This window comes from Cohnella boryungensis (assembly GCF_042651945.1).
GTDB lineage: Bacteria > Bacillota > Bacilli > Paenibacillales > Paenibacillaceae > Cohnella > Cohnella boryungensis.
The window spans coordinates 46,086-64,901 of record NZ_JBHSED010000015.1 but is presented as its reverse complement, the minus strand read 5'-3'; the positions used below and the strand labels follow the sequence as shown (position 1 = coordinate 64,901).

Here is an 18,816-nt window from a genome sequence, read left to right as displayed (position 1 = left end):
TTTCCGTAGAACGAATCCTTACTCCATGATTATTCAACGATGAGATGATCGGCAGGTACGTTCTGCTTCGCATCCTTCTTGAACAATTCGAACGCTTGCTCGGCGGATTGGCCTTTGGTTAAAATGGCATCAACGCCTAAGGTATAGGATTTTGTATAGATCGCATAATCCGGCTGCGCAGGACGGGTGCGCGTAAATTCGATCAAATATGCATGGTCCTTGTAGAACTCCATTGCTTTGAATCGCGCGTCCTCTTGCGCCTCCGGCGTCACTGGAAGCTTACCGCTAATGACCGTATGGTTAACTTGAAGATCGGGATCCAAAACGTGTTCGATGAGCTTTTGAACATACGTCATCTTGGCGTCGTCGACTGTCGGTCCAACATAGATCATTGCCGGATTGCTATAAGAAACGGGCTTGCCGCCTTTGTTCGCGGACGGAACCGGGATCCAAACCACATTCTCGTTAAACCAGTTGTTAAACCCTTCGATATCATCCTTCATGCCATTTGCTTCGCGCAGCATTTGATAGAATTCAGTGCGGGCGAATTCGGCGAAAATCTCGCCTTTCACGAACATTGGAGCAGCCTTATCCGTATCGACATCGCCGATGCCTTCGGCAATCACTCCGCGCTTCACCGCATCGGACCAGAAGCCGTATACGTCCTCCGTCTTCGCAGTAAGCACCATTTTATTTTGCTCCGCGTTATAGTTGTAATTGCCGAATGCATAATTCCAGCCTTCAAATCTAGTATCTTCCACGGCGAAGCCCATTTTAACTAAACTTTTCTTTTTCGCTTCATCCGCTAAGTTCACGAGATCCCCGAATGTGAAATCTCCGGTATCGACGCGGGCCTTCAAGCCGCTAATCTGCTCCCCGGTCCATCCCAAGCCTTCAAGCGCTTTACGGCTAATAAATACAGGCGATGCATCCATATCTTGAATAGCGCCGTAATAGTGACCTTCATACTTCATGATGTTCGTATAGGATTCCGGAACGCTCTTGAACACATTGGAAGTTTGAACCCAATCGATATCGCGGATCAATCCCGCGTCCCGCTGCCATCCGATGTCGACGCTGGAGTTAATGAAGATGTCCGCTACTTTGCCGGCTTGAGCCTGAAGAATGAGTTCGTCGTCGCCAATGCCCGGCCACCAATCGATTTTCACTTGAACGTTATCAGCCTTCAGCTCTTCGTTCAAGCGTTTCTCGGCTTCGATAAAGTTGTCTTTGCGCGCTCCCCAAGTATTCTCGCGAACCGTAATCTTAATTTCCTGCGCTTTGCCGCCATTGCTGGCGCCTCCGGAATTCCCCGGAGTCGCATTGCCGGAATCTTCATTTGTTCCGCAACCCGCTAATAGTCCCACGCTCATAACTACGCTTAAAGCAGTAACAACAAGCTTCTTCATTCCTTGTTATCCTCCCTATGACCTCATCACTTGTTTTATTTTCCTCGTACAAGCTTAGTATAGGCCCGCCGTGTAAAGTTGGGATTAAACACACGTAAATTGTTTGTTTTATTGTTGTTTTATTTGATATTATGTTGTTTTAGGCGGAAAAGACGTTCACGATTGCTTCTTCGATAATTGTTAATGCTTTCTCTAGCTCTTGCTGAGTCGTAATTAATGGCGGAACTAGCGTGATGACATTGCCATTCGAAACCTTGAAGCTTAAGCCATTTTCCATGCACTGGTACATTACTTTCTCCGTACCCTCTACCGCTTTTTCTTTCGTTATTCTGTCCGTTACGAGTTCGATCGCTGCCAGCATTCCCTTGACGCGCACATCTCCGATGATCCCATGTCGATCCTTCATCCCCTTAAGCCGCTGCTCCAAGAACGCTCCCATCCGCTTGGCATGTTCCAGCAAGCCGTTGTTCTCGATGAAAGTAATCGTCGCCAAAGCCGCCGCGCAGCCTACCGAGCTTTTCTCGTGCGTGTAATGTCCAAGCGAAATGTCTTGGGCCACATCCAGACCTTCGCGGGCAATAATACCTGCCATGGGGAACACCCCGCCACCGAAGCCCTTGCCGACAACGACGATATCCGGCACGATATCGTAATGCTCATGAACGAACATCGTACCCGTTCGTCCGAACGCCGTAGGAATCTCATCGAGGATGAGCAGAATTCCGTAACGATCGCAAATTCGGCGCAGCCTCTGGAAGTAAGCTTTAGGGGGAATTTGAACGTCCGTGCTCCGGATCGGCTCAAGGATAATCGCTCCGACATCCTCTTCTCTTTCCAGCATGTACTCCAAATAATCAAGCGATTTGGAGCCGCCATCGTCGTGATCTCCGAAGAGGCTGCGGTAGGAATTATAGGGCATCATATGTTCCGTTCCCGGCAACAACGGCCCTATGTGATTGCGAAACGTCCCTTCGCCGCCGACGGATATCGCATCCAAGCTTGCACCATGAAAAGAATCCCAAGTGGAGATCGTCTTGAACTTTCCCGTCGCCTTCCGCGCCAGTTTCATCGCGAGACCGATCGCGCTCGTACCGCCCGGGGTAAACAACACTTTGTTCAAATCTCCCGGGGCAAGTTCAACGAGCTTGCGGGCCAGTTGGGTCGCTATCGGACTTGTATAACGCCGCGGCAAGAAAGAAAGCTCGTCCAGCTGATTTTTCACCGCATTGATGACGGATTGGTTCTTATGGCCGACCTGATGCACGCTATTCCCGTGAAAGTCCATGATTTTGCGGCCGTCCATATCTTCTAAATAAATGCCTTCCGCGTTCGTTATTACATTCAAGCAAGGCGTCGACATCGACTGATGAAGAAAATAACGGCTATCCTCTTCTAATACTTCCATCGTTCGCGGACTCAGATTAGCCTCTTGCCATTGCTTTCGTTCCGTCGATAAATTAATATCGCCTTCCGTTCTTGTAGAAGCTTTAATTTCCACAAGGATTGTCCCCTTCCCCTAAACGCTTATTCACTAATTCGATAACGTCGGGCAAATGGGACATCTTCTCGATCACATAGTGGGCGCCGCAATCCACAAATCGCTGCTTGGCGGCTTCGATGTGTTCCCTTAGCGCATTACGCTCCATCGCAGCGACTTCCTCTTCCGTTAAACCTAGCATGGAGCTGCCCTTGATAATCCCCACCGCCCAAACTCCGGCATTGCGCGCCTCTTGCATGTCTGAAGCCGTATCTCCGACCTTAATTACCTGTGAAGGAACACCCATATCCAGTCGAATCATATTGGAATAGATCATATAAGGAAACGGACGGCCTTTGCCCTTCACCGAATCCGGCGTTAGCCAGTAATCGGGCGCATATCCGTTCTCCTTAGCCTTGCCGGCGACAATGCTCATCATCGCATCGTTGTATCCTGTCGTAGCGCCAATCTTCAAGCCATCCCGCCGTAATTGATGGACGACGTCCACGACATGCTCGATAGGCTCCGCGAAGCGATGCAAAATTCCCAGCAGCTTCGGTTCAAACTCCTCATGCATCTTGTCCACATCATCGTTCGTATAAGGACGACCTATGCGCTCTTCGAAAAGCTTGCCTATCCGGGGCATGTCCAGCATCGCCTTGAGATGATCCCATTTCAACAGTCCCATCGGAGCCCGCACTTCTTCCATCGTCGGTTCGATTCCCATGGATCTGAATATATCCAAGAACACGTGAACAGGCGCCATACATCCATAGTCGACCGTCGTTCCTGCCCAATCCATAATGATTCCTTGTACCTTCATGTCTTATCAACTCTCCCGTTGTATGGTTGTTACATAGGACGATACCGCTTCGCATAACCTCGCGATATCCGCCTCGCGAACATCTCCGATCGTACCGATTCGAAACACCTGAACTTCGCTTAATTTGCCGGGGTAAATGACGAAGCCCTTCTCTTTCAGAAAGCGATATAAAGCTTCGAAGCTAAACAAATCATGATCAAGATATTCAAACGTAGTTATAAAAGGGGATTGAACGTCCGCGGGTAAAAATGCCTTAAATCCGGCTTGCTCCATCAATCTCACTAGTGTTTGTTGATTGCTGACGTACCTGGAATGACGTTGCTCCACTCCGCCTTCTTCTACTAATTCGAGAAGCGCCTGATAGAACGCCCGAACAACATGCGTTGGAGAAGTAAATCGCCACTTCCCAGCTTCCTTGTCCATGACCTGCCACTGGTCGTACAAGTCCAACGACAACGACCTTGCGTTTCCTTTGCACTTCGCCAGCTCGCTACTATTGCTCAGAACAAAGCTAAATCCCGGCACGCCTTGGATACATTTATTCGCGCTGCTGATCAGATAATCGATGCCTAGCATCTCGACTGCGATAGGTGTACCTCCGAAACTGCTCATCGCGTCCACGATGGCTGTTCTTCCATGCATTTTGATCACTTTTACGATGTCTTCCAACGGATTGAGAATCCCGGTCGTCGTTTCGCAGTGTACGAAAGCCACATGCGTAATTTCGGTGTCTTGCTCCAATACGGTATTTAATTGAGCCGAGTCGGGAAGCTGATCCGGTGCAAAAACAAGCGTTCGATGCGGAATTCCGAGCACGACGGCGATATCTTGAATTCTTTGCCCGTATGCGCCGTTAATTAAGACGAGAAGCTTTCCATCTTTAGGTACGACTGTTCCGATTGTTGCCTCGACGCCGAACGTCCCGCTTCCCTGTATGGGTACTGCCGTATATTTTTCCTCCGAGGCATGGCCCAATTGAAGCAGCATGCTTCGAATCTCCTGAACGATCATCTTGTAGTCATCATCCCAGGTGCACCAATCCTTCAGCATCACTTCTTTAACGGATGCCGTTGTCGTTAAAGGACCAGGCGTTAATAATAAATAAGGCTTCTCCATAGTTCCTCCTACAGGTTGTGAACAAGATTTCGTGCCCATTTGTTCGAACGGTATCTGAAATATCCGATGCAGGCCTTCGATACTTCCTCCAGCGTAAACATCAGGTACACCCACTCCACCGGCCAATGAAAGAGATAAGCCCCTGCGAACACTAGAGGCAATGCGATGAGCCACGTCGTGACCAAAATTAAATTCATCGTGTACAGATTGTCGCCGCCTGCCCTGAACATTCCTACAATCCATAGGTTATTTAAGAAGAACATGACCATGACGGTCGCTTGAATGATCATTACATGACGAAATGCCGATTGAACCTCGCCGCTGAGGTTAGGAAACAAATAACCCGCATAAGGATTTAGAAGCACAATCCCGACGCTTACGACTATCGATGAATACAAAGCGATTCGTGTAAATTTACGGGCATAATCAATCGCCTCGCTCGGATCGTCTTGGCTTAACTTCTGGCCGATCATTACTTTCGCCGCGTATGCAAAGCCGAATATCCCCATCATGAAGTAACCGTTAAACGTATTCGCCAGTTGATAAGTGGCTAGCGCCGCCACGCCAATATGCCCGAAGGCGACGGCGTACAGCATGTTCCCGATCGACCACATGCCTTCATGAAACATCAACGGCAACGTTGTGCCGTACACTTTTCTCACGAATGGTAGATTAAACGAGAAAATCTCTCTCCATGAGACATTAAAGAAGTATTTTTTCCCGTATACGTAACCTAGCAAAATCAACGCGCTGATCATCGATGCGACTAATGTCGCCCATGCCGCCCCAACGATGCCGTAGCTTGGAAACCCGAGCTTCCCGTAGATGAGAATGTAGTCCAGCACGATATTTAAGACCATCGCGAGAATGCCGACGACCAACGTCAGCTTAATCTGGCCGATCGATCCGAGCGCGTTGCCATATACATCCTTGATGGAATTAATAAGAAAGACAAAAACGATGACCGATAAATATTGCACCCCATAGGCCACGACAGCCTCATCCTTAATAAACAGGGATAAGATCGGGGCTTTGAATAAGGACACTAAAGTAAATACGACCAACGTAAGGGCGACGCTGGATATGAGCATGAGTCCGAACGCCTTCTTCACATTCGCGAAGTCGTTTTTGCCATAAAATTGCGTGATGAAGGCCGTAATTCCGAATATGGCGGATAAAATCATGCTAAGAATGAAGCTGATCTGTCCCGCTGCAGCCATAACCGCAACCGCTGTGTCGCCTAGGCTCCCTACCATCAGCGTATTAATCAGCGAGAACGAGTTTCCTATCAGCATTTGCAAGATGGACGGGAGGACAAGCCGTTTCATATCCTTGCGAAATTGCGATTCTAAGCTGTTCACTCGATCCTCCTACCGCAAATCCGCCGGAAAAATGGGGTTGGACCAAGCGACGTTCCCTTCGAAGTCCACGCATTCAACTCGGATATATTGCTCTCGGCCCTCTACGCGATAGGATCCTTGGCTGATGGGAGATGCGTCTTTATGGTATAAAGCGCGGCCGTTATAAGGATGCGTAATAAATTTGATGAATTTAACCGGAGAGCACTCGATCCGCAAGAAGCCATCCTCCACCCGGAAGTCGTAGATTTCGGGACCATTCGAAGAATAGTAATGACCGCTCTTTAAGGAATCGATAATCGATTGCTGCTCCAGCTTCTCCGCTTCGACGCTAACCCATCCCCCGAAAAATTCGGATATCGCGGTATCGATTTCTCCTCCGTGGGAGTCGTCCGCAGCTATCCCGAACACCTTGCGGCCGTTCTTCAGCAAGTAATCCCAATGACGTACGCCGTATCCTACCGCTTCATCCAGCTCCGACTGATGGTTATAGATCTCAACGGCGAAGTAGCCTTGAAGCGAGAGTAAATCCTCCGCCTTGTTCCTCGACCATTCGGGGTGATTCATAATGGTCAGGTTGCCTTTATCCCTCATTTCGTCGATTAAGCTTTGAATAGTGTCCAAGCTTGCATAATCCGGCTTGGCATGCTCTTCATCATGTTCGAACTCGCTGTTCGATTGGAGGGAGCGATCAAGAAGTCCGTGAATATGGTATTGTTGGCCCGTCTTCTGCCAGCTCATCTCGCAAGCCATTTCGTAGCCGTCCAGCATAATAAAGCGGTCATCGTCATACGCGTCCGATTTGAAATAAATCTCATGATCGCTCAAGCACATAAAGTCATAGCCCTTATCCTTATAGGCCTTCATAACTACCTCTGGAGCGTACTGCCCGTCGCTTCTCGTGGAATGGGTATGAAGATTGCCTTTATACTTGCGCTTCTGCCCGTCCAAATAGATCATCGATTTCATCTTTATTCATCCCCTTCAAGCAAATCCGCTACGAACACCGGATTGGACCACGCGACACGGCCATCGAAATCGATGCATTCCACTCGAATGTACTGCATTTCTTCTTCAATCGACATCGATGCGGCTGTCATCGGCTCGCCGCTCTCATGATTTCCAACAAAAGGCCCGCGAAGAGGGAATGCTTTGAACATAATGAATTTGCACGGGGAGCATTCGATCATGAGTTGGCCCTCTTCAACGCGCAGGTCATAGATTTCCGGTCCGGTGCTGGAATAGAAGCTGCCTTGCTTCAGATTGCTCACAATATCGGGATGCGTCAGGGCCTCGGATTGAACCTGAACCCAGCCTCCGCCGTATTCGGCAATTTTCCAGTTCTTGTCGTGCCCATGGGAATCGTCCGCCGCGATTCCGAATACGCGTTGGCCGTTCTGCAGCGCATGATCCCAATACGCCGTACCGTAAGAGCTCGTAGTCGACCATTCCGTAGCGTGGTTATAGATTTCAATTGCAAAGAACCGCTTGTATTTGACCATGTCCTCAAAACGCGTTAAATGCCATTCCGGGTGGTTGAAAATAACTAAATTGCCATGGGAACGCATTTCGTCGATCAACGCTTGCGGAGAATGATCGCCTTCCCAAGGAATCGGAATCGGGAATGTTTGCAAGTGTTCGAACCTTTGTTGTTCGGGTTGTTCGGAAGGATCGTCTATCACGCCGAAATGATAGCCTGGATCTTTATCCGCGATAGGATTCAGACCGCCTCTTTCCATGCCGGGGATCGTAATGAATGCGTCCGTATTAAACTCATCCGTTCTCGCATAAATATCGTGATCGCTTATACATACGAAATGATAGCCCTTCTCTTTGAAAGCCTCGACGACTTCCGCTGCCGGAAGCGAACCGTCCGACCAAGTCGTATGAAGATGTAAATTTCCTTTATACGTCGGTTTGCTTCGCTCTAAATAAATTTTGTTTTTCATAGGATGTCTCCTTAAAAAGTTTTGTTTTCTTGTGTTTTTGTATTGAATTATGTTGTTTGTGACCATCATACTGCTCAGAAAAATCAGTTTCAATCGAATTCAAAATAATTAACAGTGCCATTACAAAGTTGACAGAGAGGGAACATAAGACCGCTGAAGATAAGCTGAGACAAACGTCTAGCCACGACAAAGAACCCCCGCTAAAAAGAAATGCACTCCCTATTTTAGGCATCGACAGTTCACCTTAGGTGTTCGTCCAATGACCTCAAAATGGGAATGTATTTCACAATAACGGGGGTTCTTCGTTCTGGCTCACACCCTATTCACATCCGAGCGTAAGCTATACCCTGAACAGACCGTAGCCGTTCTGGGGCACGACCGGATTCTCGTCGATGACCAAACCGTCCGACTTTCCTCGCAGGGCGACGTCGACGAGCCACTTCGTGAATGGGGCCACGTTCATGGCTTCCATCTCTTCCATGCCGTAGAAGCCTGCGGCATCGACCTCGACTCCGTCGGGAGTCGGTTCTCCGCCGACGTAATCCATCTCAAACGCCACATACAAATTATGAATGCTCCTCGGCTGATCCCGAAGCGCGACGATTCCCTTTACTTTGGATTCGACTCCGCATTCTTCCCTAACTTCGCGGACGATCGTCTCTTCGATCGGCTCCAATTGTTCGATATAGCCGCCGGGATTCGTCCAGTATCCTTTGCCCGGATCCTGCGCTCTTCGCACGAGCAACATCTTGTCCTCCTTAACGACAAGAGCTCCTACGCCAATACTATAGTTTCCCCAATGAACGAAGCTGCACTTCGAGCACGCTCTTCTTAATGTACCGTCCACGTCGCGCGTTTCCATCTCGGCCCCGCACGACGAACAAAACTTCACTTCCATCTCTGTCACCTGCTCCGAATGTTATCATCTCTGTTTGCGCTGCTATCCGACAAGCTCCGAGCGGTCAAGAAATTCGCGTAGCTGCCGGCGTGCATCGCTGGGCAACGTTTGCAGAGGCAGCGGCAAGCTAGAGCCTTCGACCCACCCCAGCAATTCTGCAGCCGTTGCCGCTACGCGCAGGCTGCCATATTGCCGGAATAGCAGCCACAGCGGCTCCAGCAACGCGGATTGTCTCTCCGCCGCGCCCGCATCTCCGGCTTGGGCTGCCCGAGTGATCGCAAGGCAAGTCTTCGGGAACAAGCCGCCAAGTACAGAGTGCCAAGCATCGCAGCCTGCGTTCAATCCGATTGCCGCCAACGGGTCTCCGCTCACCCCAATCGTCACATCTGCCGGAATCAAAGCGCGCAGCCGCTCTACTCTAGCTTTTGCTTCAGCCGCATCTGCCGGAACACCGGGAATTTTGATCGAACGTACTTGCGGCAGCCGGGCAATTCGGCTATGCAGCTCATCGCTGAATGTAAAATGTGTCGTGACCGGATTGTCGTATACGCACAGCGGTACGGATAGGGAATGTGCCACTGCCTCGTAAAGCGAGAACGCCTCATCGTCTGTGAGACGCTGGTAAGAAACGGGAGACAGCAGCACAGCGCTTGCCCCCGCTTTCTGTGCATCTTCAGCCAGCTGAAGCACATCGCGGGTACGCAATGCGCCGATTCCGACCATTACCGGAGTTCCTTCCGCGTACTCCACCGTCAGTTGAGCAATACGCATCCGTTCGTCCCGCGTAAGATAAGCATAGCTGCCGGTCGAGCCCAAAGCTCCAATGGAATCGACTCCAGCTTCGACTAGCCGCTTAATTAGTCGTACGAATGCCTTCTCGTCGATCCCCGTCTCGTTCATCGGTGTAAGCGGAAACGCAGATAAACCTGTGAACAAAGCTATCACTCCTATCGTTTTTGTTATCGGTTCAAAATGGACATCGCCTGATCAACCGTATGCCGAACGATATCGGCTGCGGAACGGGTTGTAGCCAGTCGAACGCCTTGCCCTGCCCAAAGGGACATATATTCCGGATTGTTTGCTTTTGCGGCTGCCTGGCGAATATCGCGCGTCAGGGCATTTTGAATCGGGTAAGGCGGGATCTCCCCGGCATATTGATTCATATCCTTCATAAAAGCGGTGACAATGCCTCGTGCAGCTTTGCCCGAATAGACAGGGGTCACGCTCGTCTCTTCCTCATGTGCCGTAAGCACCTTTTGCTTGTAGACGGGATGCGCGCCGCTTTCGGGGCAGGCCAGAAACGCTGTTCCCATCTGTACGGCCGATGCGCCTAGCGCCAGGCTGGCGGCAAGTCCTCGTCCGTCCATAATGCCTCCGGCAGCAATAACAGGAAGCGACACTTGGTCAATCATTTGCGGCACCAGCGCCATGGTGCCGATGAGCGGCTCGTCCTGCCGGTTCAGAAAAGCTCCTCTGTGGCCTCCGGCTTCGCTGCCTTGGGCGACAATCGCATCCATTCCCGCCGCTTCCAGTCGAATCGCTTCTTCAACCGTCGTTGCCGTGCCGATTACGACGGTTCCTCGCTGCTTAAGCGCCTCAATAACGGATGCTCCCGGGATACCGAAAGTAAAGCTGCATACCGGCACGCCGCCGTCCAATACTGCTTGAATCTGCTCCTCGAACGATTCGGCATACTTAGTGATTTCAGGATCTTGGGCAATGCCCAGTCGCGCGCGGTAAGAATTGAGACTGTTGTTCATCTGGCGAATCTCGTCTACGGATTCCGTGAATGGCTCTGGTACAAACAAATTTACACCAAATGGATGGGCAGTCCGCTCCTTGATCTCCCTGATCGCCTGGTCGATTTGCTCAGGCGTGAGGTACCCTGCGCCTAGATTGCCTAATCCGCCGGCGTTAGAAACCGCCGCAATCAGTTCAGGCGTTGTGGGACCTCCGGCCATAGGCGCTTGCAGGATCGGATAGCGGATTTGGAGCTTATGAGTCAATGGAGTTTGCATGTGGGTGAATTTCCTCCTTCATGTTCATTCGAACCAAGCCTCTGCAAGCAGACGAATGCCTTCGCTAATCCGCTTCTCATCGATCCCTGCAAATCCGAGAAGGACCTGAGCCGGTGCTGAAGCAGGCGACATCTCGTAGTAAGGCGATACCGGGTATACGTTAACTCCCTTGTTTTTGGCAGCTGCGATGAGCTGGTCTTCCGTCATGCCGTTATCGGACTCCAGAAGCAGGTGCAAGCCAGAAGCCGAGCCTTGAATTCGAACGCGATCCCCCATTCTCTCTTGGATCGCCGCAAGTATAGCCTGATGTCTTTTCTTGTACCTGCTCCTTGCTTTTTTCAAATGCCTGGACCACTCTCCGCTTTCAATAAAGTGCGTCAGAGTGTGCTGGTGCAGTCGCGATACCGTCTGCTTATAGCCTATAAATTGTTCTCGATAAACGGCGAGCAGTCTGACGGGCAGCACCATGAAGCCCATACGGAGAGAAGGAATCAGCGACTTGGCGAATGTGCCCATATAGACAACATTTTCATCCCGATCAAGGCTTTGCAGCGATGGAATCGGTTTCCCTTCATACCTGAATTCGCTGTCGTAGTCGTCTTCAATAATGTATCCGCCGGTCCTTCTAGCCCAATCCATTAATTCCAGACGGCGAGATATCGACATAACCGTACCGGACGGGAATTGATGAGAAGGCGTCACATAGACGACCTTCGCTTCGCTCCGGCTTAATGCCCCCACATCAAAGCCTTGTTCGTCAAGACAAATCGGCACTACGCGTTTGCCATAGTCCTTCAAAACAAGGCGTACGCGATCATAGCCCGGCTCTTCCATCGCATAGACCAAATCTTTCCCGATTATTTTGCAGAGCAGGCTTAGAAGGCATTGCGTCCCTGCTCCGATAACGATTTGATCTTCCGAGCAATTCACGCCTCTGGATGGACTTAAGTAGCTCGCAATGTATTTACGAAGCTGCCGTTCTCCTTGCGGTTCGCCATATAATAAAAGAGAGCCTTCCTCGGCTGTCAGGCTTTTCATTGCGAAGCGGCGCCACGATTTGAATGGAAAATGAGCAATGTCAACATCCCCATACTTAAAATCGTAACCTTCCATCGATGGAATGCTCTTGTTCCGCACGCTTTCTTCAATGGAATCTTGTTGGGCCGCATTGTTCGAAGAAGCCGCAGGATCGAAGCTGTTCCTGATTTCAACAACAAACAATCCTTTCCGAGCTTCGCTTTGAATATACCCCTCTGTCAGCAGCTGCTGATACGCAGCGTCTACCGTATTCCGGCTCACCTGCAAATCATGGGCTAATTGCCTCTGAGAAGGCAGCTTGCTATGAGCGGGAATATGCTTGCTTCGAATTTCCTCCTTAAGATAGTTATATAGTTGGGTATACAGGGGATCCTTCTTATTGACATCTAATTGGGGAATCAACGGTAACATTCGTTCCCTCCCTCATTGAACTGGCATCATCAACAATCATACTTTTTGGCACTTTCAATGGTGCCAAATGTTTCTTACAATTAGTTTACACATTCAAGAAAGACAAAGTAAAGGAGTGTTCACATGTACATCCCGTCGTATTTTAACATCGCAGACACGGATTTCATTTACGATACGATTCAGAAGCATGGGTTTGCTACCTTGTTCTCTCAACACAAAGACGCCCCGTTTGCAACCCATCTTCCGCTCATGCTTGGGGACAATAGGGATTACTTGTACGGTCACTTTGCCCGGCCCAACCCTCAGTGGAAGGACGTCGAAGGCCAAACGGTGCTTGCCGTCTTTCATGGCCCTCATTGCTACATTTCTCCTTCCTGGTATGAAACCCATCGGGCAGTTCCAACCTGGAACTATATTTCTGTTCACGTATATGGAAAGATAGAATGGATGAACGGGGGTGAGCTCGCGGACTCGCTAAGCGATCTTGTCAGAAAATATGAAGCGCCCGGCAGCTCTTATCGGTTGGATGAAGTTGACGAGGAGTTTTTGAAAGGTCTGAACCATGGAATTGTGGGATTCAAAATCAAAATAGAAAACATGGAAGGGAAGGCGAAATTAAGTCAGAACCATTCGATTGAGCGACAAAAGCTGGTTATTCAGAAGCTGGAAAGGATTGAAAGCGAGAACGAGCAGCAAATCGCGGCGCATATGAACGAGCTGCTGCAAAAGAGCTAGTCGTATAACGCCTCATTCACGCATCGGGGCCAGACGGCCCCTCGGTCCTATGAAGTAATAAATTTGTACACATAAGGAGAAAAAACGATGGAAAAAAACAAATTACTAAGAATGGACAATGTCGGCATCGTGGTGAAATCCCTTGATGACGCAATCTCTTTCTTCGAGGAGATTGGCTTGAAGCTCGAAGGGCGAGCCACTGTCGAAGGTGAATGGGCTGGTCGTGTAACCGGACTGGGTTCTCAGTGCGTAGAGATTGCTATGATGGTTACCCCAGATGGCCACAGCCGAATTGAACTTTCGCGATTTCTCAACCCGCCTACTATATCAGACCACCGGACTGCTCCTGTTAACGCCCTCGGTTATCTACGCGTCATGTTCACCGTTGAAGACATTGACGAAATGGTATCCAGACTCACTAAGCATGGGGCTCAGCTCGTAGGCGAAGTGGTTCAGTACGAGGACTCGTATCGGCTCTGCTACATTCGTGGAACCGAAGGACTTCTAATCGGTTTAGCGGAACAACTTGGTAACAAATAAGCAACTGACATATTCAGCCTTCATCAGAGAAACTTAGCAGACTGTATCCGTAATTTACTGTTCCTCGAACAGACGCGATATTTCTGCTAAGTTTATGTTATCTATCGATTCATTTGATGTGAGTATCTCAAGTACCTTCGCATTATATTTTCCGTATCTATTAAGAATTTCCTTTGCAATAGTATTCGCTTCGATTTCGATATCTCTTTTCTCATAGGGGACTTGCTGCAGTTCCTTCATTTTTTGCTTTGTAAGCACTCCCGCTTTAAACTGTCGTACATGAACTAGTTCATGTACGAGGGCAAATTTTATACAAATTTCAACAGCCGCCAAAAACGCTTCTCTTGGTAGCTTGGAAAATTTCAAGTTAACATTATGCGATAAGCCTTCTCCGAGGAATGTAATTTTCTCTACACCCTCCCAGCTTTCCAGGAACTTTGTCCTTGCATTTGTCCTAATATCAAAATATCCGTCTTCACCCTCAGCTAGTTCCCCAGTTGCAAAACGATAGTCTATGTCTTCGATACCAAGTTCTTTTTTCATTAGTCTGTGAAACACCGAAAAATCCTCATGCTCAATTATTGCATAAACCTGATTTGGAGTTACATTTGAGGGTAACAAGGCCATAATTAATCTCTCCTTTTGTATCCTTTTTCTTCATAGTTAAATCTTACCTAAAACTTTAATCCAATACACCCCGAGCCATACTTCGGTTCGGGGTGTATTTATTGGATTAGCTACGCTATTTCTTTTACTCCAGCTTTATTTGTGGATTGGAAGCCTTCTCCTTATACCAAGCTTTTCGACCCAATAATACCATAACAGCGGGCACCAACGTCATTCTGATCAGGAACGCATCAACCAATACACTTACAGTAAAAGCAAGTCCCAATGATTTGACGACCGGTTCATCCGCAAAGATAATTCCGCAAAATACGGATATCATTACCCCAATCTATTAATAATTAAATTATTCCTCTTAATTAGTCTGTAGGGGCGTAAGAATACTACTTTTTCACACCAAATTTATGGTTTTCTTCCTAATAAACGATATATAATTAGGATAATTGACATCGAGGAGAGCTTCGGAAATATGAAGGATTGGAATGTGAAGTATATTATTAGGGTTGTATTGGCGGGTGGAATAAAATGAAGCATTTAAAAATGGATCTTAATTCAATTTCGCTTTTGTTTATTAAAATGGCTATCATTGCTACTTCAATTGAAGCGATATTTAGCTTTTTTTATGACGAAATCGAGATATACGATCTTTTACTATCGTTTTTAATTTACTGTGTGGGTCTGTCTTTTATATATAGTTGTGCATTGATTTTGCCTCCTAAAAATAAGAATAACCCATTAACTATGGGCAATGACATATTAGAATCGATTTATCCTGAAGCTATAGTTGACCTCTATGTGGACAATGAAAATAGAGGGGTTTTCACGGTGAACACAAAAGAAATAGATGGCGTTTCGTTTAGAGAATTCGAGCCGATTGAAAATGCCTATGAACTTTTTGTAATATTAAATACCTATCAAAAGGTACTTGTCTCCATAAAAACAAATAGATCTATTGAGATATACAACATTCTGGAGAATTACAAGGTTAACGCTAAATTTATGATGGAGAATCCGGAAATTACAAAAGCGTTTTCGAAAAGTTGATTAAGCTAAGAGCAACGATAGTTCAGAATGAACCGCCATATTTGGCGGTTTTTCAAACAGTCGACTTGCCATGTTCGCGAGCAACCTATTTGTGAACCGATTTTTTTCAACGATCATAATAATACTAATCCCGCTTTGGCGCGACTTATTCTTTTCGATTCAATAAATACATTAATGGTGGAGCGAGGCATGAGAAAAAGACTGGATTTCGCTTGGGCTGATACCTTTCGATTTCCAGTCTTTGGTGATGGTACGGACAGTTATTTTTATGCGACGACAGTTAGTTAGAGGGTTGGACGGAAATTAATCGTTTTGTAAACCCCGCTGACGCTGAGCCTCGAACAAGAGCACGGTCGCGGCCATCGCCACATTAAGGGATTCGGCCCGCCCGCTCATCGGTATAGTGACGTTCGACTCGACCAACTCCGCCACTTGAGGAGACAGGCCGCCTCCTTCGTTCCCCAGCACAAGCCAGACGCTGCGTGCGCCAAAATCATAGGCATAGCAGGACTGCGCCGCCTGAAGGCTTGTCCCGACGACCGCAATGCCCCGCTCGCTCGCTTGCGGCAGAAGCTCGTCCAAGTCCGCTTCCAGCACCGGAACGTGAAACAATGCTCCCATCGTCGAGCGGATCGTTTTCGGATTATAGAGATCGGCCGTCCCTTTGCCCAGAACGACAGCGGTCGCTCCGCTGGCTGCGGCGCTTCTGACGATCGTGCCCACATTGCCGGGGTCCTGCACGCCGTCCAGCACCGCGACGAGGCTCCTATCCGCTTCGAATAGCTGCGCGCCGTCCAGAGGCCGCTTCAACGCAACGGCAAAAATCGGCTGAGGCGTCCCTGTCTCGCTGCATTTGACGATAATGTCCGGGGACACGGGAATCCAGGCCGGGCCGGAACGGCCGGGCCCTGCACACGCTTCCTCCACGTATGGAGCGAATTGCTCCAGCACGCCAGAGCCTTCGTCGAACGCTACGACCTCCAGCGGCCAGCCCGCATCCAATGCTTCCTTGACCAGATGCACGCCTTCCAGCAGAAACTTCCCTTCGCGCTCCCGATGCTTTCTCTCCCGCAGCTTCGCCCATTCCTTCACCCTTGGATTGGCGACCGAGCCCAGATATCCTTCAAAGCTCCGCATGGGCCTGCTCCAGCTTCGTTAATTCGTCGTTCTTGCCGACGATGACGAGCACGTCGTCCCGGATGAGGGGTTCGTCCGCGCGCGGCGTAATGTTCATCTCGCCGTTTCGTTTGACGGCGAGTACGTTGCAGTTGTACTTTTGGCGAATATCGAGCTGCTTGAGGTTGCGTCCGGTCATGGCGGAAGGCAGCTTCATCTCTACGATGCTGTAATCCGCCGACAGCTCGATATGCTCCAGAATGTTCGGCGAGATCAAATGATGCGCGACGCGCAGTCCCATGTCCCGCTCGGGAAATACGACCTTGTCCGCGCCGATCTTGTTCAGCACCTTGCCGTGAAGCTCGTTCTGCGCCTTGACGATAATATACGGAACGCCGAGATCCTTAAGAATCAACGTCGTTAGGATGCTGGATTGAATGTCTTGGCCGATGGCGACGACAACGACGTCGAAGTTGCGAATGCCCAGTGCGCTCATCGCTTCCTCATCCGTGGAATCGGCGGATACGGCATGCGTCACGGCATGCGCAACATCCTGCACGCGTTGGGCATTGTCATCGACCGCCAACACTTCGTATCCCATCTCCGCCAAGTATTTCGCCACGCTTGAGCCGAAGCGGCCCAAGCCGATAATGGCGAACTGCTTTTTTCCTTGCGGTTTTCTGGCCACTGCTGCTTCCTCCTCAAGATCGTGTACACTGGGGTCATTATATCACATTCCGCGCAAGGCATAATTGCCGTCCCGACAGGGAATTCTACACGAGCAACTGTCCGAATAGGAGGAAATCTCGTGGAACTGGACCTGAGGCAAGCCATAATTCAACGCGTCCAAGGCAAGGACGATCAAGCGCTGACGGAAATCATCGAAGGCTCTATCGATACCGAAGAGATGGCCCTGCCGGGGCTTGGCGTACTCTTCGAAATCATCTGGCAGAACAGCACCGAAGCTGCAAGGAAGAAGATGGTGACCGTTCTGCAGCGCCAGCTTCCCAGACAGGCTTAACGCCGAATATCCTGTGCGGCGTACACGATCGTGCCGTCTGCGATCGTATAGTGAACAAGCGGAATATCGCGATGCTTCCGCACGACGATTACGTCCGCGCGTTTGCCCGGCTCCAGAGAGCCGAGCTCGTTGTCGCGTCTCATCGAGCGAGCCGGATGAAGCGAGGCCATGTTTGCCGCTTGCCATAGGGGCACTCCCTCGGACTCCAGTTGGAAGATCGCATGAAGCAAGGACGCTGGATGATAGTCCGAACAAATCATATTCGCGGCTCCCTCGCGAATGGCCTCGGCGGCATTCATATTGCCGTCATGGGAGCCTCCCCGAACGATATTCGGAGCGCCGACGCACACGTCCATCCCCTGCTGTCTGGCATACCGCGCCGTGTCCAGGCTTAATGGAAACTCCGATACCGTTGCGCTGAAGGCCAGCGAGCGCGATACGGTATCGGCGCTGTCATCGTCGTGCGAAGCGACGGCGATGCCGTTCCCCCGTGCCTGAGCGGTCAGCGCCTTCAGCTTGCTCCAATCCACCTGCTGTCTTCTCTCCTGCAATTCCTCCACGATGACCGCAACCTCGTCCAAGGTAACGCCCTGATTTTTCATGACGTACCGTTCGAACGCCCCCGGACGGCGATATTGTCCTTGCCCCGGGGCATGATCCATCAGCGATAGATAATCGAGTCTTCCTTCCGACAGCATCCGTTGAGCCAGCTCAATCCCCGATAGATGGGATACCTCGTACCGAAGATGGACGCCATGGCGAATCATCGCCCTTTCCTCGCGCATTGCAGCGATCAGCTCAATCATTTCCTGTACGAGATGCTCCCCGCGCAAGCTCAGTCCGACGCCAAGCGACAGCGAGTGCAGCATCGTCGTGATGCCGTGTCCCGCCAGCTTCCGTTCGAATTGCAGAAACGCCATGTCCATCGGAAACAGCGTATTCGGACGCGGCTCGACTTCCTTCTCTATCGCATCGCAGTGCACGTCGATCAGGCCGGGAAGCACCCATCCTCCCTCGGCGTCAATGACCGTTTCGTCGGAGCGCGACTCTTGCGCTCCCTCCTTCCGAACGGATACAATGACGCCGTCCTCAATCGTAAGCTCTCCTCTAATCTCGCCATCGGGAAGCACGAGAGTTCCGGCCTTGATTCTCACACGGTTGCCCATCGTTCATCCGCCTTCACTGGTAATTTGTATCCTTCCATTTTACAATTCCTCGGCTCCGCGCACAACAAAACCC

At 49.8% G+C, this 18,816-nt stretch carries 20 protein-coding genes; 4 read left to right on the top strand and 16 right to left on the bottom strand.

The window, feature by feature from the left end:
• Nucleotides 1-29 precede the first annotated feature (29 nt).
• The 11 genes from ACFO1S_RS10015 to pdxR form a co-directional block, all read right to left on the bottom strand.
• Nucleotides 30-1,409, bottom strand: a complete 1,380-nt coding sequence (locus ACFO1S_RS10015; protein ID WP_204603752.1) for an extracellular solute-binding protein — start codon at nucleotides 1,407-1,409, stop codon at nucleotides 30-32.
• A 139-nt stretch (nucleotides 1,410-1,548) separates the two neighbouring features.
• Nucleotides 1,549-2,907 (bottom strand): aspartate aminotransferase family protein, encoded by a 1,359-nt coding sequence (locus ACFO1S_RS10010; RefSeq protein WP_204603753.1) that lies wholly within the window; start codon nucleotides 2,905-2,907, stop codon nucleotides 1,549-1,551.
• Nucleotides 2,897-3,709 (bottom strand): phosphonoacetaldehyde hydrolase, encoded by an 813-nt coding sequence (gene phnX / locus ACFO1S_RS10005; RefSeq protein WP_204603754.1) that lies wholly within the window; start codon nucleotides 3,707-3,709, stop codon nucleotides 2,897-2,899. The genes ACFO1S_RS10010 and phnX overlap by 11 nt, the downstream gene beginning before the upstream one ends.
• Nucleotides 3,710-3,715: 6 nt before the next feature.
• Entirely contained in the window at nucleotides 3,716-4,825 is a 1,110-nt protein-coding gene (gene phnW, locus ACFO1S_RS10000) for a 2-aminoethylphosphonate--pyruvate transaminase (RefSeq protein WP_204603755.1), read from the bottom strand.
• Nucleotides 4,826-4,833: 8 nt separating this feature from the next.
• A complete protein-coding gene (locus ACFO1S_RS09995; RefSeq protein WP_204603756.1) occupies nucleotides 4,834-6,186 on the bottom strand; it encodes an MATE family efflux transporter in 1,353 nt (450 codons plus the stop codon).
• A gap of 9 nt (nucleotides 6,187-6,195) precedes the next feature.
• Nucleotides 6,196-7,152 (bottom strand): PHP domain-containing protein, encoded by a 957-nt coding sequence (locus tag ACFO1S_RS09990; protein WP_204603757.1) that lies wholly within the window; start codon nucleotides 7,150-7,152, stop codon nucleotides 6,196-6,198.
• 2 nt (nucleotides 7,153-7,154) lie between these two features.
• Nucleotides 7,155-8,132, bottom strand: a complete 978-nt coding sequence (locus ACFO1S_RS09985) for a PHP domain-containing protein (RefSeq protein ID WP_204603758.1) — start codon at nucleotides 8,130-8,132, stop codon at nucleotides 7,155-7,157.
• 340 nt (nucleotides 8,133-8,472) lie between these two features.
• Nucleotides 8,473-9,030 (bottom strand): NUDIX domain-containing protein, encoded by a 558-nt coding sequence (locus ACFO1S_RS09980; RefSeq protein ID WP_204603824.1) that lies wholly within the window; start codon nucleotides 9,028-9,030, stop codon nucleotides 8,473-8,475.
• A 42-nt stretch (nucleotides 9,031-9,072) separates the two neighbouring features.
• Nucleotides 9,073-9,966, bottom strand: coding sequence for a dihydrodipicolinate synthase family protein (locus ACFO1S_RS09975; protein ID WP_204603759.1), 894 nt, complete (start codon nucleotides 9,964-9,966; stop codon nucleotides 9,073-9,075).
• Between the two features lie 23 nt (nucleotides 9,967-9,989).
• On the bottom strand, nucleotides 9,990-11,048 hold the full coding sequence (locus tag ACFO1S_RS09970; RefSeq protein WP_204603760.1) for an NAD(P)H-dependent flavin oxidoreductase: 1,059 nt from the start codon (nucleotides 11,046-11,048) through the stop codon (nucleotides 9,990-9,992).
• Between the two features lie 24 nt (nucleotides 11,049-11,072).
• The gene (pdxR, locus tag ACFO1S_RS09965) at nucleotides 11,073-12,497 is read right to left on the bottom strand and encodes a MocR-like pyridoxine biosynthesis transcription factor PdxR (protein ID WP_204603761.1); all 1,425 of its coding nucleotides are present in this window, start codon (nucleotides 12,495-12,497) and stop codon (nucleotides 11,073-11,075) included.
• A 123-nt stretch (nucleotides 12,498-12,620) separates the two neighbouring features.
• On the opposite strand from pdxR, the gene ACFO1S_RS09960 reads away from it, so the two are divergent.
• Both ACFO1S_RS09960 and ACFO1S_RS09955 read left to right on the top strand, forming a co-directional pair.
• On the top strand, nucleotides 12,621-13,232 hold the full coding sequence (locus ACFO1S_RS09960; protein ID WP_204603762.1) for an FMN-binding negative transcriptional regulator: 612 nt from the start codon (nucleotides 12,621-12,623) through the stop codon (nucleotides 13,230-13,232).
• A gap of 87 nt (nucleotides 13,233-13,319) precedes the next feature.
• The gene (locus tag ACFO1S_RS09955) at nucleotides 13,320-13,772 is read left to right on the top strand and encodes a VOC family protein (RefSeq protein ID WP_204603763.1); all 453 of its coding nucleotides are present in this window, start codon (nucleotides 13,320-13,322) and stop codon (nucleotides 13,770-13,772) included.
• Nucleotides 13,773-13,826: 54 nt separating this feature from the next.
• Here ACFO1S_RS09955 and ACFO1S_RS09950 read toward each other — a convergent pair whose 3' ends face one another.
• Nucleotides 13,827-14,399 carry a hypothetical protein gene (locus ACFO1S_RS09950; RefSeq protein ID WP_204603764.1) on the bottom strand — a complete coding sequence of 191 codons (573 nt, stop codon included), beginning with the start codon at nucleotides 14,397-14,399 and terminating at the stop codon, nucleotides 13,827-13,829.
• A 124-nt stretch (nucleotides 14,400-14,523) separates the two neighbouring features.
• Nucleotides 14,524-14,718 carry an MMPL family transporter gene (locus tag ACFO1S_RS09945; RefSeq protein WP_204603765.1) on the bottom strand — a complete coding sequence of 65 codons (195 nt, stop codon included), beginning with the start codon at nucleotides 14,716-14,718 and terminating at the stop codon, nucleotides 14,524-14,526.
• A 203-nt stretch (nucleotides 14,719-14,921) separates the two neighbouring features.
• On the opposite strand from ACFO1S_RS09945, the gene ACFO1S_RS09940 reads away from it, so the two are divergent.
• Nucleotides 14,922-15,440: a hypothetical protein gene (locus ACFO1S_RS09940; RefSeq protein ID WP_204603766.1), complete on the top strand. Its 519-nt coding sequence runs from the start codon at nucleotides 14,922-14,924 to the stop codon at nucleotides 15,438-15,440.
• 303 nt (nucleotides 15,441-15,743) lie between these two features.
• On the opposite strand, the gene ACFO1S_RS09935 is transcribed toward ACFO1S_RS09940, so the two are convergent.
• Both ACFO1S_RS09935 and ACFO1S_RS09930 read right to left on the bottom strand, forming a co-directional pair.
• The gene (locus ACFO1S_RS09935; protein ID WP_204603767.1) at nucleotides 15,744-16,577 is read right to left on the bottom strand and encodes a TrmH family RNA methyltransferase; all 834 of its coding nucleotides are present in this window, start codon (nucleotides 16,575-16,577) and stop codon (nucleotides 15,744-15,746) included.
• The gene (locus ACFO1S_RS09930; RefSeq protein ID WP_204603768.1) at nucleotides 16,564-17,244 is read right to left on the bottom strand and encodes a potassium channel family protein; all 681 of its coding nucleotides are present in this window, start codon (nucleotides 17,242-17,244) and stop codon (nucleotides 16,564-16,566) included. Before ACFO1S_RS09930 ends, ACFO1S_RS09935 begins: the two co-directional genes overlap by 14 nt.
• 120 nt (nucleotides 17,245-17,364) lie before the next feature.
• On the opposite strand from ACFO1S_RS09930, the gene sspI reads away from it, so the two are divergent.
• Nucleotides 17,365-17,577 (top strand): small acid-soluble spore protein SspI, encoded by a 213-nt coding sequence (gene sspI, locus ACFO1S_RS09925; protein WP_204603769.1) that lies wholly within the window; start codon nucleotides 17,365-17,367, stop codon nucleotides 17,575-17,577.
• Here sspI and ACFO1S_RS09920 read toward each other — a convergent pair.
• Nucleotides 17,574-18,743 (bottom strand): alpha-D-ribose 1-methylphosphonate 5-triphosphate diphosphatase, encoded by a 1,170-nt coding sequence (locus ACFO1S_RS09920; RefSeq protein WP_204603770.1) that lies wholly within the window; start codon nucleotides 18,741-18,743, stop codon nucleotides 17,574-17,576. The genes sspI and ACFO1S_RS09920 overlap by 4 nt on opposite strands.
• Between the last annotated feature and the right edge of the window lie 73 nt (nucleotides 18,744-18,816).